The sequence below is a fragment of the Saprospiraceae bacterium genome, from assembly GCA_016719615.1.
Taxonomy (GTDB): domain Bacteria; phylum Bacteroidota; class Bacteroidia; order Chitinophagales; family Saprospiraceae; genus Vicinibacter.
Map to the genome: position 1 here is coordinate 881,492 of JADJYQ010000001.1, position 15,968 is coordinate 897,459.

18 protein-coding genes are annotated in these 15,968 nt (G+C 37.6%); 7 read left to right on the top strand and 11 right to left on the bottom strand.

Annotated elements, in window-relative coordinates; all coding sequences use genetic code 11:
• The first annotated feature begins 29 nt into the window (after nucleotides 1-29).
• Both IPM92_03620 and IPM92_03625 read left to right on the top strand, forming a co-directional pair.
• On the top strand, nucleotides 30-635 hold the full coding sequence (locus tag IPM92_03620; protein ID MBK9107477.1) for an RNA polymerase sigma factor: 606 nt from the start codon (nucleotides 30-32) through the stop codon (nucleotides 633-635).
• On the top strand, nucleotides 632-1,879 hold the full coding sequence (locus IPM92_03625; GenBank protein MBK9107478.1) for a hypothetical protein: 1,248 nt from the start codon (nucleotides 632-634) through the stop codon (nucleotides 1,877-1,879). The genes IPM92_03620 and IPM92_03625 overlap by 4 nt, the downstream gene beginning before the upstream one ends.
• 458 nt (nucleotides 1,880-2,337) lie before the next feature.
• Here the strand turns inward: IPM92_03625 and IPM92_03630 are convergent, their stop codons facing one another.
• Nucleotides 2,338-3,102: an enoyl-CoA hydratase/isomerase family protein gene (locus tag IPM92_03630; protein MBK9107479.1), complete on the bottom strand. Its 765-nt coding sequence runs from the start codon at nucleotides 3,100-3,102 to the stop codon at nucleotides 2,338-2,340.
• 19 nt (nucleotides 3,103-3,121) lie between these two features.
• A complete protein-coding gene (locus IPM92_03635; protein MBK9107480.1) occupies nucleotides 3,122-3,709 on the bottom strand; it encodes a transferase hexapeptide repeat family protein in 588 nt (195 codons plus the stop codon).
• A gap of 53 nt (nucleotides 3,710-3,762) precedes the next feature.
• Between IPM92_03635 and IPM92_03640 the strand changes: the two genes are divergently transcribed.
• On the top strand, nucleotides 3,763-4,440 hold the full coding sequence (locus tag IPM92_03640; protein MBK9107481.1) for a DUF2461 domain-containing protein: 678 nt from the start codon (nucleotides 3,763-3,765) through the stop codon (nucleotides 4,438-4,440).
• Between the two features lie 349 nt (nucleotides 4,441-4,789).
• Here the strand turns inward: IPM92_03640 and IPM92_03645 are convergent, their stop codons facing one another.
• The 7 genes from IPM92_03645 to IPM92_03675 all read right to left on the bottom strand — a co-directional run bounded on the left by IPM92_03645 (nucleotide 4,790) and on the right by IPM92_03675 (nucleotide 13,016).
• A complete protein-coding gene (locus IPM92_03645) occupies nucleotides 4,790-6,274 on the bottom strand; it encodes a T9SS type A sorting domain-containing protein (GenBank protein ID MBK9107482.1) in 1,485 nt (494 codons plus the stop codon).
• A gap of 74 nt (nucleotides 6,275-6,348) precedes the next feature.
• The gene (locus IPM92_03650; GenBank protein MBK9107483.1) at nucleotides 6,349-7,503 is read right to left on the bottom strand and encodes a T9SS type A sorting domain-containing protein; all 1,155 of its coding nucleotides are present in this window, start codon (nucleotides 7,501-7,503) and stop codon (nucleotides 6,349-6,351) included.
• Nucleotides 7,491-9,545 (bottom strand): hypothetical protein, encoded by a 2,055-nt coding sequence (locus IPM92_03655; protein MBK9107484.1) that lies wholly within the window; start codon nucleotides 9,543-9,545, stop codon nucleotides 7,491-7,493. Before IPM92_03655 ends, IPM92_03650 begins: the two co-directional genes overlap by 13 nt.
• Nucleotides 9,546-10,860: 1,315 nt before the next feature.
• Nucleotides 10,861-11,340, bottom strand: a complete 480-nt coding sequence (locus IPM92_03660; protein ID MBK9107485.1) for a hypothetical protein — start codon at nucleotides 11,338-11,340, stop codon at nucleotides 10,861-10,863.
• Between the two features lie 49 nt (nucleotides 11,341-11,389).
• On the bottom strand, nucleotides 11,390-11,863 hold the full coding sequence (locus IPM92_03665; GenBank protein ID MBK9107486.1) for a hypothetical protein: 474 nt from the start codon (nucleotides 11,861-11,863) through the stop codon (nucleotides 11,390-11,392).
• A 68-nt stretch (nucleotides 11,864-11,931) separates the two neighbouring features.
• On the bottom strand, nucleotides 11,932-12,072 hold the full coding sequence (locus IPM92_03670) for a hypothetical protein (GenBank protein MBK9107487.1): 141 nt from the start codon (nucleotides 12,070-12,072) through the stop codon (nucleotides 11,932-11,934).
• A 74-nt stretch (nucleotides 12,073-12,146) separates the two neighbouring features.
• The gene (locus tag IPM92_03675; protein MBK9107488.1) at nucleotides 12,147-13,016 is read right to left on the bottom strand and encodes a T9SS type A sorting domain-containing protein; all 870 of its coding nucleotides are present in this window, start codon (nucleotides 13,014-13,016) and stop codon (nucleotides 12,147-12,149) included.
• A gap of 67 nt (nucleotides 13,017-13,083) precedes the next feature.
• Here IPM92_03675 and IPM92_03680 point away from each other — a divergent pair, with 67 nt between their 5' ends.
• The 4 genes from IPM92_03680 to IPM92_03695 all read left to right on the top strand — a co-directional run bounded on the left by IPM92_03680 (nucleotide 13,084) and on the right by IPM92_03695 (nucleotide 14,211).
• Nucleotides 13,084-13,203, top strand: a complete 120-nt coding sequence (locus IPM92_03680; GenBank protein MBK9107489.1) for a transposase — start codon at nucleotides 13,084-13,086, stop codon at nucleotides 13,201-13,203.
• Between the two features lie 32 nt (nucleotides 13,204-13,235).
• Complete coding sequence (locus IPM92_03685; GenBank protein MBK9107490.1) at nucleotides 13,236-13,376, top strand: hypothetical protein; 141 nt, start codon at nucleotides 13,236-13,238, stop codon at nucleotides 13,374-13,376.
• Nucleotides 13,377-13,517: 141 nt separating this feature from the next.
• A complete protein-coding gene (locus tag IPM92_03690; GenBank protein MBK9107491.1) occupies nucleotides 13,518-13,979 on the top strand; it encodes a DDE-type integrase/transposase/recombinase in 462 nt (153 codons plus the stop codon).
• A complete protein-coding gene (locus IPM92_03695; protein MBK9107492.1) occupies nucleotides 13,954-14,211 on the top strand; it encodes a hypothetical protein in 258 nt (85 codons plus the stop codon). Before IPM92_03690 ends, IPM92_03695 begins: the two co-directional genes overlap by 26 nt.
• Before the next feature lie 54 nt (nucleotides 14,212-14,265).
• On the opposite strand, the gene IPM92_03700 is transcribed toward IPM92_03695, so the two are convergent.
• Together IPM92_03700 and IPM92_03705 are read right to left on the bottom strand one after the other, a co-directional pair.
• Nucleotides 14,266-15,177: a hypothetical protein gene (locus tag IPM92_03700; protein ID MBK9107493.1), complete on the bottom strand. Its 912-nt coding sequence runs from the start codon at nucleotides 15,175-15,177 to the stop codon at nucleotides 14,266-14,268.
• 43 nt (nucleotides 15,178-15,220) lie between these two features.
• Complete coding sequence (locus IPM92_03705; GenBank protein MBK9107494.1) at nucleotides 15,221-15,553, bottom strand: hypothetical protein; 333 nt, start codon at nucleotides 15,551-15,553, stop codon at nucleotides 15,221-15,223.
• Nucleotides 15,554-15,968: the final 415 nt, after the last annotated feature.

Here is a 15,968-nt window from a genome sequence, read left to right on the forward strand (position 1 = left end):
ATATTAAAGCTAATCCATATTAAACCATATTGGCGGGATTTGATCAACATATAGACGTTCCGGAACTGGAGAAGCTTATAAAAGCATGTATCGATCAGCAGCCCCTGGCTCAGCGCAGGATGTATGAGTGTTTTCATGCTTTTGTAAAGGGCATTTGCCTGCGATATACATCCAAATTAGAAGATTGTGAGGAAGTTATGGATGATGCCTTTCTGAAAATGTTCAGAAACCTGGATAAATACAATGCTGAAAGACCATTTAAGGCCTGGTTGCGGACGATTGTGGTCAATACGGCCATCGATTATTATAGACAATCGCTAAGAAACATCATGTCGAATTCAATCGATGATCACCCGCATCTGACCATCGCCGAACAAACGCTGGCAGATTTATCGACAGACGATATTATGAAGGCGGTGCATAAATTGAGTCCGGGGTATCGAACCGTTTTTATGATGTATGTCATAGATGGCTATAACCACAAAGAAATAGCAGAAATGCTGAATATCACCGAAGGCACTTCCAAGTCAAATTTATCAAAAGCAAGGATGAAAATGCAGGAATTGTTGCTGACGATGTATAAAAATGAATTATCACCTCATTTAATGAATTATACCTTACCATCCAATTTATGAGAGTAGAAGATTTTGATTCGAAATTAAGGCAAAAATTAAGCCATATAGAGCCCGATTTTCAGGAGAGGGATTGGCTACGCTTTCAACAAAAGTTTCAGGCAAAAGAACATACGGCCTGGAAGCGTTATCTTTTATTGTTATTACTGTTGGTTACAATAGGTGGCGTTGCATTTACTTATTTCCGTAGTTCAGATGCCAGCCGACTTGACAATGATCCTCATCAGCAGATCATTATAGCAAATAGTGGGTCTGTCGATAAAGTATCTGAAACTCAGGTTCAATCGCAACAGAGTGAACTTAAACAAAACAAAAATGCTTCAGACATCTCTAATGCTGCCGATTCAAAGATTTTACAAAACCATAAGACGATTCCAAATAAATATGAATCTCAAGCGGTCATAAATCCTGCGGCTGATATTTATAATGTTCAAACTGATTCTGAAAGTGAAAACATGTCTTTCGGAGCAACACCGAATGCCTCAAGCGAGCTTGCAGCACCAAATCAGTTCAATGCAAATATTTCAGAAAACACAATGATAACTTCAACTGTAGAGCTCACTTCAAAAATCAGTTTAATTCCTTTTTCAAGCTTACACTCCAATTATCCTGATGAAAAAAATCAAGTTGAACTCAAACTTCAAAAATCTCGCGGAATCAGCAAGTGGGCAACGGGTTTAAGCCTAACAATTGCACAAGAACATACAAGTTTTGGTGGTATGATCGAACGCAAGACCAATAGCAATGTGTCTTTCCGTTCAGGTATCTTGTATCAGAATTTTTTCGAAAAGGAATATCAGAATGAAATCGATTTTAAAGAAGATAATCAGGTTGCATTTACGGAAATCGCCAAGCCAAGGCATAGTACTACTGAAGAATTTAGTAACATTCGCATCAAAACTTCCGAAGTCGTTTGTCCACTAGAATTGAAATACACCATTCCTTTCAGTTCGAAAATGGCTGCTTTTGTATTCGGCGGTGTGCAACTCACTATACAAAGTAAAACGGTTCTCGATTTTGATTATTTAAACCACTTTACCAATCAATATCTTACTGAAAGTGGGCTTGATCAAGCTTCCAACAGTTCTACGCTTATCAATAATTTCGGATTTGGAGCAGGAATCCAAAGAAATTTTGCGGGATTGCAATGGAGCGTGGCCGGAATCATGCAAAAAAGCAATAGCAACCTTCCTCACATCACCAAAAGAACTTGGGGTGTGCAGGGCGGAGTCAGTTACCTTTTTTGAGACTTATGAATAAAGCCAAAAGCCAATAGCTGGTGGGCATGCAAATACTTTTATGAATATCTATCAAGTCTGATAATTCTTTGATTCTGATTCAGACAAATAAGAAGCTGAGAGAGTTTGATATTAGGTATTTAATGATCTTTTAAAAGTCTATTTCAATTCAACATCCGTTTGGAAAACAGAGTTTCCCTTTCACTCAAGCGGATCCCGCTTTGAAACACACAATTGGTTTCAAGAAATTCATAGAAAGCGGGATGAAGACTACGCTCAGCACTTAAAAAATTATATTTTTTATAAACTAACATATGTTAGCAACTGTTGTAGCCTCCAAGTATTAAATCCTCCACACAGACTATCAGACTATCAGACTCACAGACGATCAGACTTTTTCCTTCACGCCTTCCATCCTCCTCACAGACTAGCAGACTTTCAGACTCACGGACTTCTTCCTTTAAGCTTCAGCCTTTAGCCTTCATTTTAAATTCCTCAATCGCTTTCTTACAATATTCCGACAAGACCAACTCCCCACTGATGGCAGCTCTTTCAAAAAGCAGTTGATCCCAGTTTTCTGTTCCTTCCCAGAATACGGTTTTAAGTTTATACAAAGCCTGCGGATTGTAACTTAAAAGTTTATTGGAAAAGTGAAGGATATAGTCATCGAGTTGCTGGCCGGATTCAAAAACTTCATTGTACAGACCTTTTTGTTTAGCCCATTCGGCCGTTTGCCACTCGTCGGGATTTAGGGCCATCATTTGAAAAGCGGAGGTTCCCATTTTGCGTTCGACAGCAGGACCGATAACAAAAGGTCCAATGCCCACAGCGAGTTCGCTTAAGCGGATACTTGCATATTTTGTGGCGAAGGCATAATCAGCAGCAGCTGCTAATCCAACGCCGCCTCCGATGGCTTTGCCATGAATGCGGCATAAAATGATTTTCGGACAATTCCGGATGGCTAAGATCACATTCGCAAATCCACTAAAAAAATTCTTTCCGGTTTCCAAATCCTGAATCGAAGACAGTTCGTCAAAACTTGCACCGGCACAAAATGTTTTCTCACCATCGGCGGTTAGCAGGATTATTTTTGCTCGATCATCCTGACCGAGTTCATCAATAGTGGTCGCCAATTTTTTCAATAAAAAACCGGGTAAGGAATTATGGGCCGGATGATAAAATTGAATGGTGGCCAGTCCGTTTTCTATTTTATGATTGACAAAAGCATCCATCTGTAGTCATTTTTTTGAATCAATTTTTTTTCCAGGATTTATAATCTCCGGTAGGCGTTTTATAATTTTCAGGCATTTGTTGAAAAGGTTCACAAATTCTCAAATGCAAATGCGCATCTCTTGCTAATTGTTGGTATAATTCGGTGCCTTTGCTTTTCCAATCGATCATTTCATCATTCAGTTCTCTCACAATTCGTGCAGGATTACCGACGACCAGACTTCGGGGTGGAATTTTAGTATTCTCTTTAATAAAACTCATGGCACCTACAATGCTGTTATCGCCGATTTCTACTTCATCCATGATGACGGAATTCATGCCAATGAGGCAATTGACGCCAATAGTGCTCCCATGTATGATGGCGCCGTGGCCTATATGGGCATTTTCTTTGAGTCGCACTTCTACACCAGGAAACATGTGAATGGTACAGTTTTCTTGGATGTTACAGCCGTCTTCGATGTAAATGGCTCCAAAATCGCCCCTAATGGCTGCAAACGGACCCACATAAACGTCCTTGCCAATGACGACACAGCCTGTGATGGATGCCTGAGGGTGCACAAAGGCTGTTGGGTGGATGACCGGGATAAAATCTTTAAATGCGTAGATCATAAGTCGTTTGCAAAATTAGACGGCTTCCTTTACTTTTAAGCAAAATTTAAAGTATGCCAGTATATTTTGACGAGGATTTTCAAAAATTCTTCAAAGGTTTGGTCAAAAACAATAAGCGTGAGTGGTTTAATAGCCATAAGGAACTCTTTAAAAATAAAGTTGAAAAACCATTTCATGAACTGGTTACGGATGTCATTGATGCCATGAAAGAAATCAATCCTAAAATCCAGATCAATTCCAAAGATGCAGTATTCAGAATTTACAAGGATATTCGCTTTTCAAAAGATAAGACCCCGTATAAAGAACACATCAGTGCCATTGTTTCACCGGGAGCCCGGAAAGATTTTACTGCAACTGGGGTCTATATTGAATTTAACCATGAAGGCATTAAAGTGTACTCCGGGATCTATGAACCCAACCGGAAGCAATTGGCATCTATACGATATTATATTGCAGATCATCTGAAAGAATTTCAAAAAGTTAAAGCCGACAAAAAGTTTGTGAATCGATTCGGAAAAATTTTGGGAGATCAGAACAAAGTACTTCCCGTCGACCTGAAAGCAGCAGCGGCCCAGGAAAATCTTATCTACAATAAGAATTTTTATTTTAACTGTAATTTAGATAAGACGATGCTTTTTTCTCCAAAACTGGTCAAAGAAATCATTGCTTGTTATAAGGATTCACTAGCGGTGAATGTATTTTTAGAGCAGGCGATCAGGGCAGGGGAATAATGAAATAGCATTTCTAAAAATTCTTTATAGATTCAACCGGCATCTAACTTTGTCTGATGCAGAATTTGCTGAATGAAAGAATTCACAGAATGAATTACTGAATTGAGAAAAGGCGCATTTTGAAAATTCTAAAATCCTGAAAATTCTGATTCTGACAAAAAACTCTTGTCTGATGCAGAATTTGCTGTATGAAAGAATTCACCGAATGAGAAAAAGTATAAGAGAAATGGAATAAAATGCCAGGATTAAACCTATAACTTTTATCCAATTAACTAACAAATGTTAGTTGAATATTATGGATATTACATTTTGTATTGTCTACTACCTGTTCATTTAATTATTTCTTATCTCAATGGATCATTAACTTTGCGAAATGATACTTTTGATTTGATAATTTTACTTTAAGTACATATACCCCTGACTTGAATTGCTGAGTAGAAAACTTATGTTTGTAGGTTTGGGAAATTGGAATGAATTCATCTATTTTTTTTCCTTGTAAATCGAACACTTGAATGTTTTGAATACAATTATCCTGATTTTGATCTTCCATTGTACAGCTCAAGCCTGCAGGATTTGGGTATAACAACAAATCAGAATAATTTTCCTGAAATGAATGCCAATTGTTTACGACCAGTGTCGAATCGCAAAAGGCTTCGTGCCCAAGACGATAATTGACAAAATTAGGAATGCTGGCATGATTGCGAGCCGGCAAAAACAGTCCGTGTTGTTCAAACTGACAGTTTTTTCCTTTTTGATTAGGTTGATGGATGACATGCATGACGCGATTGCTTGTACCGGTGCGAATGTAGATCTTACAATCGGGCCCGGACATAGCTGCATCGAATCCTGCCACCCAAATGCCATCTTCTACATAGCCATCCCAATGGTCAATATGGACCAATGAGGAAGATAAATCAGGAGATCTCGTATCAGCCTGGTAAAGGTCCCATCTATAAACGAGGTATACAAAGCGGGAATCAGGCGAAAAGGCAACGCCCACTGTATGATCTGTCGTTTCACTGCCGGTAATCAATTGACGAAAATTGCTGAATACACCTGTATTGCGGTCAAAGTCCAAGAGAAACAGTCCTCTGCTGGGAGTCATCCTAGCATATAAATTGCCATCGGGAGAAAAACAAGATTGCGAACCACCGTCATCGAGAAAGTAGAAATCGGTTCCGATTTTTTGTTCGCGATAGGGCAAAGGGCCATTTTCGGTAAACAAAACGGTAAAGTAGGAGTTGTTGGCTCTGCCGGGACAGACTACCCACCAATCTCTGCCATTGGCATGTCTGACTGCCGTCAGGTCGGAAGCAGAAAGATAGCGATCAATGGCTAGCTGATTTTTTTGAGTTAAGTCACCAAAGCCATTGTTGAGGCTCATGTCCGCAATGGAATAAAGAAGTTTTGTAACTGCGATAATAGATAATGAGTCCTGGACGAATTCTTTAAATTTATGTAGTACAATGTAATTCTTTTGATTAGTTTGGTTTAATATTAAAGTACCAAAAGAAATTCTATAGTCTCCATTAGAGCAAGACAAATCATGACCTTCACCTTGATTAATTGTCCCATTGGGCATACGTTGAAAATTGCGATCAGAAACCCAACAACCCGCGGTATACATCAGTAAATTTCCGGCAGTATCACAGATGCTGGCATTGTTTTGATGAATTCTAAAATCTTTATGCGTGATATAAATCTCTTTCGGTATTTGATTGAAATCAATATTGTATCTCCAATAGGTAGAATCGGCACTTGTGGAATTTGTGCCACCAAGGTGCCAAATATAATCCCTCTTTCCTTGTGCGATCAATTGAATTGATGTAATCAAACAAAATAAATAAACAATTACCTTCATAAGATGACAAAAGGGTGTCTGAAATCTCAGACACCCAATGATGTTGTTTAAAATTTTAAAAATATTTTACTGTTTACCATGCCATTTGTAAATTTTACTTCAAGCCTGTAGATCCCTTTATAGATTTGATTTATTTCTAAATCCACTGACCTATCAACAGAAGTATTAGCAAATTTATTAATAACATTTCCCAAAATATCCAAAATTCTGATTTCTGCAACCTTGTAATCAGGATCTGCTACAAAAATATGCAAGATATGACTAGCTGGATTCGGATAAACCGATAAGGCAGAAGACTGGATTTGTGTATTGCTGTTTTGTTCTCTGACTCTAGGTAGCATTGATGGTACACAGAGACTGTCATCGCGATGATTTTCCAAACCAAAAATCAAAGCGAGCGATCGTGCTCTGTAAATTCCTTCGCCGCCAAATAGCGAACAGACAGCAGCCAAACTGTCAAGTAATTCCATTTCCGATGCATTCAAAGTAAAATTACTGGTCATCATTTTTGCGAGCGCCATGTGGTTCACATCTTGCTGAATTCTCTCGAACAAAGAATCGGACACGATAGCACCATTCAGATCATCAACTAACGCCAATCGTATGCCTAAACTATCAATCATAGTGGTATAAGTGACTTCCACTACCTCCAATAACGAATCCAATTCCGTTTTGTAATCATTGATTTGCAATAAAATGTTGAGTTTAACAGAAGAATCTGTTTCCAATAAATAAACTTCTAACAGGGAAGCTATCATTTGGTTTATACTATCTGCTAGGAAAGTCCATGTTGTAATGCTTTCATTGAGTGGTGTAACACTGGAGAACGCTTGTTCAATGCCGGCCTCCACTTGCTCAAATTGACCAACGCTTGTTTCAGACTGAGATACATAATAATTTTGAAAGAGTAATGGCAGACTATCAAAATTATCCTGACGACTGATTTCACGATAAAGTTGCCTGCGTGCGCTCCAAATTCTGCTACCGGCTGCGTCGCCATAGTCAAAACCATTATTGGCTATCAGATAATCCTCTTCTTTAGGAAAAGTCTTCGGAAAATCTCCGCTGCCCGGCCCATTGGGGCAAATAATTGGGATGGCTGATTCTGTTTGATGTTCAAACCAACCATCGTTGACCAGTTCTGAAAAATTGGAAGGAGTATATTCAGGATGTTGTTGGTCCTGAGAGTTTATGATGAACAAAGATTCAGCTCTATCTGCAGATGTTCCATAATGTTTCGCAGCTTTGCCATTATAGCTGCCCAGCCATTTATTGCAAGATGCTCTTGAATCCCAATCAGAGCTCCTCCAATAGGTACACCGGGAATTCCCAGACAAAGACCGTGATTGGCATCTTCTAACTCATTTGAACTTAAAAAAGTACCCGTACTGGGGCCTACATAATGCAGATCAAAGAACCAACCATTAGCAAAATTACCAGCGGTCATATTATTAGGTGTTTGATAAACGGAAATTCCTTTATTGGCGCATTGTTGAGCCGAAATGAGTTGATTGCATAGCACCCAACTATCGGATCCCCCCTCCAATTTGATGCCTATATTTTCCAAAGAGGTAGCTTGATTTGAAAATATGGAATTGTATGCAATGGCATCATAACGACAATTGATCCGACTAATGCCAACCAGCCCTGGCCCAATATTGATTGTATTGTCATTTACCGTTGTCAATTGACCTAACACTTCATGTAAAGCAATCCCAATTCCGGAACTACCGGTTAATGAAATGGTATTTTCCAAAACAGAGCTTGCCTGAATCATCCCTGTCCAGGAAAGGTTGATCCCTATGTTTTGGGCTGAAATGTTATTATCAATAATTTCAAAAAATCTTCCAGGACTGAAATCCAGTTGTATTCCAGTAAGTACATCCGTCATGATATTGTCTTCTGCATGGCAATTCACTCCTTTGGTATAAATACCCCAATTGCAGTTATCGAAATTTGAATTTAATATTTTAGCCAAACTGGGTCGGCCGGCAGAATGAACTCCTTTTCCAATGAAGATTTCTGTTGAAAATGTGTTGTAATTATTGGTTCCATAATCTTTAATTTCCTGAAAATTACAATCCATCAATTGAAAACCGGAATGATATGTCCTTACTCCGTTCAACAAATTTTCGAAATGAACATCATTCCCTTGGAGTCCCGAACTTTCCAAATTGATTCCGGCAAAGGATCTGTCATATTGTCGCAGACCACTGCAGTTAGAGCAATCTGCACGGAAATTTCCTTCAAATTTAAATTCGCTTGAGTTGACGACGGCAATACCTCTACCATGGATTCCGATATAGTTGTTCAGATATTTAGTTTCTGAAGTGGTAAAAACTCTTCCGCCATCTAATCGGGTTCCATACAATCCGTTTTTAATTTCTGCTTTTCGAATGAATAAATCGGATTCCGAAGAAACCACGATCTCTTTCCACATTTTACCGCAGGCATCAATGAGGGTGGTTATATTCGGTGTTTGGTCCCAACCAATATTGCAAACAACAGAAGGCTTGATTAAAATGGATGCCCCATCATCCATATAAATTCTCCCGCTAAAACAATAATCGATGTCAACAATTAAAGTTCCATGCAAAACAAATGTTTGAGGCTCATATGGGCCGGATGTTCCGCCACACGCCAATAAAGGAGTCAATAGTAATCCATCGGCTAACGTACTGTTCTGTTTAATAGCTATTACAGAAAGTGTACATACGCTATTAATATCTGTACCGATTTCATTAATAATATTGAATATATTGAGAAATCCTGAGTCATACTCAAGTTTTAGCGAACCATCTAGATCTATATCCACATAAACACCGGATTTAGGCAAGGTTGATGATTTGGCTCTGACTTTGTTGCAAAACCTATATGTGCCATCGCTGGGGCCTTGCCAATTTGGATCATTTATGGACATAATTTCTTGGATGGTTTCAAAAATAGTTTCCCCATTACTGTTGTTTTGGTTAGTGTTAGTAAATGGCCCGGCATCAACTATTTCATATTTATCCAGGTCGAGATGCATTTGAATGATGGCGTCATCAAATGTAAGATATGGATAAGTGATATTGATTAAAAATACACAAACATTAAACTCATCGCAACCTACCATGGGAGAAGAATTATCAGTGTATGCATTTGAAATGAGCACACCTGGAATTTCATGATCTTGTCCTTTTGTTAAGTATGAAGTTGCGAGTAAAAAGAATGTAATGCTCACCATTTTAATAAAAAAATTCATTGTGTTTAATTTAAAAGTAATGTCCTACTTTGATTTATGGAGTGTTCGGAACAAATTTTTCTCCATTCCTTTTGTAGTGACTCTATTCATGGTGTTTCATGGAATTTCTTAATAAAAACTCTCATGGATAATAAATTCAACAATGGGTTGAATTTTAGGCTCTGCATTCAAATAAAATTGTTTTTAATTTGATTTATTTGCAGAATGTCAATCAGTAAAAGCGTGTTCTTACCATAGGCAAATATTTTACAAATGAATGAATTCCTAAATGTGTAGAAACAAAGTTGGTATAGAAACCGCAAGCAAACAAGGGGTAAACCCTGAATTTTAAAATTCAGGGTTTCCCTTAGATAGATCAGGGTTACCTGAATATTAAACTTCAATATAATAATTATTCGCTAGGACAAAAAATCTTGTCTGAAGCAGAATTTACTGAATGAAAGAATTCACAGAATGGAATACGTTAAAAATTTTAAATTAAATTTTGTAAACTATTGTCGCACAGACCTAAAAACAAACCCCACGAGATAGAAAACTAAAATTTTATTTAAAATTCCAAACTTCAACCTCTTAAAACTCCCAACAAAACCCCTTACCAAAAAAAAAGAAAACATTAAAAAACGCTTTAAATTAAAAATCCCTAAATTCCGGCTCCTAAAGCCTCCAAATTTTAATCCTGGAATTAAAAGGAATGGGATTTAGAAAAGTCCTATTTTGATAATTCTAAAATTCTGATTCTGAAAGTAAATCTTGTCTGAAGCAGAATTTACAGAATGAAAGAATTCACAGAATGGAATACGGGATTTAGAAAAGTCTTATTTTGAAAATTCTAAAATTCTGATTCTGACAAAAAACTCTTGTCTGAAGCAGAATCTACAGAATGAAGGGATTCACAGAATGAGAAAAAGTATAAGAGAAATGGAATAAAATGCCAGGATTAAACCTATAACTTTTATCCAATTAACTAACAAATGTTAGTTGAATATTATGGATATTACATTTTGTATTGTCTACTACCTGTTCATTTAATTATTTCTTATCTCAATGGATCATTAACTTTGCGAAATGATACTTTTGATTTGATAATTTTACTTTAAGTACATATACCCCTGACTTGAATTGCTGAGTAGAAAACTTATGTTTGTAGGTTTGGGAAATTGGAATGAATTCATCTATTTTTTTCCTTGTAAATCGAACACTTGAATGTTTTGAATACAATTATCCTGATTTTGATCTTCCATTGTACAGCTCAAGCCTGCAGGATTTGGGTATAACAACAAATCAGAATAATTTTCCTGAAATGAATGCCAATTGTTTACGACCAGTGTCGAATCGCAAAAGGCTTCGTGCCCAAGACGATAATTAACAAAATTAGGAATGCTTGCATGATTGCGAGCCGGCAGAAACAGTCCGTGTTGTTCAAACTGACAGTTTTTTCCTTTTTGATTAGGTTGATGGATGACATGCATGACGCGATTGCTTGTACCGGTGCGAATGTAGATCTTACAATCGGGCCGGACATAGCTGCATCGAATCCAGCCGCCCAAATGCCATCTTCTACATAGCCATCCCAATGGTCAATATGGACCAATGAGGAAGATATATCAGGAGATCTCGTATCTGCCTGATAAAGGTCCCATCGATAAACGAGGTATACAAAGCGGGAATCAGGCGAAAAGGCAACGCCCACTGTATGATCTGTCGTTTCACTGCCGGTAAGCAATTGACGAAAATTGCTGAATACACCTGTATTGCGGTCAAAGTCCATGATAAACAGTCCTCTGCTGGGTGTCATCCTAGCATATAAATTACCATCGGGAGAAAAACAAGATTGCGAACCACCGTCATCGAGAAAGTAGAAATCGGTTCCGATTTTTTTGTTCGCGATAGGGCAAAGGGCCATTTTCGGTAAACAAAACGGTAAAGTAGGAGTTGTTGGCTCTGCCGGGACAGACTACCCACCAATCTCTGCCATTGGCATGTCTGACTGCCGTCAGGTCGGAAGCAGAAAGATAGCGATCAATGGCTAGCTGATTTTTTTGAGTTAAGTCACCAAAGCCATTGTTGAGGCTCGTGTCCGCAATGGAATAAAGAAGTTTTGTAACTGCGATAATAGATAATGAGTCCTGGACAAATTCTTTAAATTTATGAAGTACAATGTAATTCTTTTGATTAGTTTGGTTTAATATTAAAGTACCAAAAGAAATTCTATAGTCTCCATTAGAGCAAGACAAATCATGACCTTCACCTTGATTAATTGTTCCATTGGGCATACGTTGAAAATTGCGATCAGAAACCCAACAACCCGCGGTATACATCAGTAAATTTCCGGCGGTATCACAGATGCTGGCACTGTTTTGTCTAATAATGGGGTCAGGTCTGTCTTTTATGTATAATTTTTTGGTTTTGAATTAAAATCTATTTGAAATCCCTGGAAGGAAGTATCCAAAGTTGGAGTTCTATTGCCACCTAACAACCAAATGTAATCCCTCTTTCCTTGTGCGATCAATTGAATTGATGTAATCAAACAAAATAAATAAACAATTACCTTCATAAGATGACAAAAGGGTGTCTGAAATCTCAGACACCCAATGATGTTGTTTAAAATTTTAAAAATATTTTACTGTTTACCATGCCATTTGTAAATTTTACTTCAAGCCTGTAGATCCCTTTATAGATTTGATTTATTTCTAAATCCATTGACCTATCAACAGAAGTATTAGCAAATTTATTAATAACATTTCCCAAAATATCCAAAATTCTGATTTCTGCAACCTTGTAATCAGGATCTTCTACAAAAATATGCAAGATATGACTAGCTGGATTCGGATAAACCGATAAGGCAGAAGACTGGATTTGTGTATTGCTGTTTTGTTCTCTGACTCTAGGTAGCATTGATGGTACACAGAGACTGTCATCGCGATGATTTTCCAAACCAAAAATCAAAGCGAGCGATCGTGCTCTGTAAATTCCTTCGCCGCCAAATAGCGAACAGACTGCAGCCAAACTGTCAAGTAATTCCATTTCCGATGCATTCAAAGTAAAATTACTGGTCATCATTTTTGCGAGCGCCATGTGGTTCACATCTTGCTGAATTCTCTCGAACAAAGAATCGGACACGATAGCACCATTCAGATCATCAACTAACGCCAATTGTATGCCTAAACTATCAATCATAGTGGTATAAGTGACTTCCACTACCTCCAATAACGAATCCAATTCCGATTTGTAATCATTTATTTGCAATAAAATGTTGAGTTTATCAGAAGAATCTGTTTCCAATAAATAAACTTCTAACAGGGAAGCTATCATTTGGTTTATACTATCTGCGAGGAAAGTCCATGTTGTGATGCTTTCATTGAGTGGTGTAACACTGGAGAACGCTTGTTCAATGCCGGCCTCCACTTGCTCAAATTGACCAACGCTTGTTTCAGACTGAGATACATAATAATTTTGAAAGAGTAATGGCAAACTGTAATACTCCCCTAAATTGAGACCAGAGGTTTAGTTAAAAAAAACACTTAAATTTACTAGACCTATGAAAAAAACAAGACGCAAATTTACCGGGGCCTTTAAGGCCAGTGTGGCTTTAGAAGCCATTAAAAACAAAAAGACTATGGCTGATCTTAGTCTTCAGTTTGATGTTAATCCGTTATGATTTCCAAGTGGAAAACTGAATTTTTAGAGAACATGGGATCTATTTTCGAGAACTCAAAACCAGCTCAGGATGATACTGATTCAGCTGAAATGGAGAAATTGTATGCACAAATCGGCCAATTGAAAGTAGAGAATGATTTTTTAAAAAAAAGTTGCAAGAAACTGGGGATATGAAACAACGAATAGAGATGGTGCATACGAAACCACAAAAGCTGAGTATTCCGCAAACAGTGTGATCTATTGAACGTACCAAGGAGCACACTTTATTACCAGCCTGTTCAGGAAAAGCCTGAAAATGTTAAAATGATGAATATCATGGATAAGCATTTGTTACAGCACCCGACAGAAGGGGTTAAATCAATGGTGAATCTTTTAAAGGAAAAAGGATATCCGGTAGGTCCTAAACGAATAAGGAGGTTGTTTAAGGTTATGGGATGGCAAACAATATATCGTCGCAAAAACCTAACAAAACAGGGCCTAAAGCAATTTATTAAACCGTATTTACTCAGAAATCTGGAAATCACACATGCCAATCAGGTTTGGTGTACCGATATTACGTACATCCCGATGGCTAAAGGATTTATGTACATGATTGCCTTCATTGATGTTTATAGTCGCAAAATCATGGGCTGGAGTATAAGTAATAGTATGAGTAAACAATGGTGTGTTGCTGCTTTAAAAGAAGCCATTGCTGTCAATGGTAAACCCAATATTATAAACTCGGATCAAGGTTCTCCAATTTACAAGTGCGATGTGGACTCATTATTTGGAATCTGAAAAGATATTGATCTCAATGGATGGCAAAGGAAGAGCTACAGATAATACCTGGATTGAAAGATTCTGGAAAACTTTAAAGTACGATTATATTTATCTCAATCCATGCGATAATGGTTTTGAACTTTTTGAAGGAGTTCAAAACCATATCATATTACCACCGGAAAATGCGCAAACTACCGGACAAACTCCCAATAAACGATACGATGATTCCATTAAAAATCATGCAGCTTAATATGAATTTTATTAACTTAACGAACTCAACTTTTGGTCCAATAAATGGGGAGTATTACAAACTATCAAAATCATCCTGACGACTGATTTCACGATAAAGTTGCCTGCGTGCGCTCCAAATTCTGCTACCGGCTGCTTCGCCATAGTCAAAACCATTATTGGCGATCAGATAATCCTCTTCTTTAGGAAAAGTCTTCGGAAAATTCCCGCTGCCCGGCCCATTGGGGCAAATTACCTGGATTGCTTCTTTGTAATCATCGGCAAACCAACCATCATTGACCAATTCTATAAAATTAGAAGGAGTATATTCTGGATGTTGTTGGTCCTGAGAGTTTATGATGAACAAAGATTCAGCTCTATCTGCAGATGTTCCATAATGTTTCGCAGCCTTTCCATTATAGCTGCCAAGCCATTTATTGCCAAGGTGTTCCTGAACCCCAATCAAGGCCCCGCCTATAGGTACACCGGGAATTCCCAGACAAAGACCGTGATTGGCATCTTCTAACTCATTTGAACTTAAAAAAGTACCCGTACTGGGGCCTACATAATGCAGATCAAAGAACCAACCATTAGCAAAATTACCAGCGGTCATATTATTGGGTGTTTGATAAACGGAAATTCCTTTATTGGCGCATTGTTGAGCAGAAATGAGTTGATTGCATAGCACCCAACTATCGGATCCCCCCTCCAATTTGATGCCTATATTTTCCAAAGAGGTAGCTTGATTTGAAAATATGGAATTGTATGCAATGGCATCATAACGACAATTGATCCGACTAATGCCAACCAGCCCTGGCCCAATATTGATTGTATTGTCATTTACCGTTGTCAATTGACCTAACACTTCATGTAAAGCAATCCCAATTCCGGAACTACCGGTTAATGAAATGGTATTTTCCAAAACAGAGCTTGCATGAATCATCCCTGTCCAGGAAAGGTTGATGATTTGGCTCTGACTTTGATGCAAAACCTATATGTGCCATCGCTGGGGCCTTGCCAATTTGGATCATTTATGGACATAATTTCTTGGATGGTTTCAAAATAGTTTCCCCATTATTGTTGTTTTGGTTAGTGTTAGTAAATGGCCCGGCATCAACTATTTCATATTTATCCAGGTCGAGATGCATTTGAATGATGGCGTCATCAAATGTAAGATATGGATAAGTGATATTGATTAAAAATACACAAACATTAAACTCATCGCAACCTACCATGGGAGAAGAATTATCAGTGTATGCATTTGAAATGAGCACACCTGGAATTTCATGATCTTGTCCTTTTGTTAAGTATGAAGTTGCGAGTAAAAAGAATGTAATGCTCACCATTTTAATAAAAAAATTCATTGTGTTTAATTTAAAAGTAATGTCCTACTTTGATTTATGGAGTGTTCGGAACAAATTATTCTCCATTCCTTTTGTAGTGACTCTATTCATGGTGTTTCATGGAATTTCTTAATAAAAACTCTCATGGATAATAAATTCAACAATGGGTTGAATTTTGGGCTCTGCATTCAAATAAAATTGTTTTTTAATTTGATTTATTTGCAGAATGTCAATCAGTAAAAGCGTGTTCTTACCATCGGCAAATATTTTACAAATGAATGAATTCCTAAATGTGTAGAAACAAAGTTGGTATAGAAACCGCAAGCAAACAAGGGGGTAAACCCTGAATTTTAAAATTCAGGGTTTACCCTTAGATAGATCAGGGTTTACCCTGAATATTAAACTTCAATATAATAATTATTCGCTAGGACAAAAG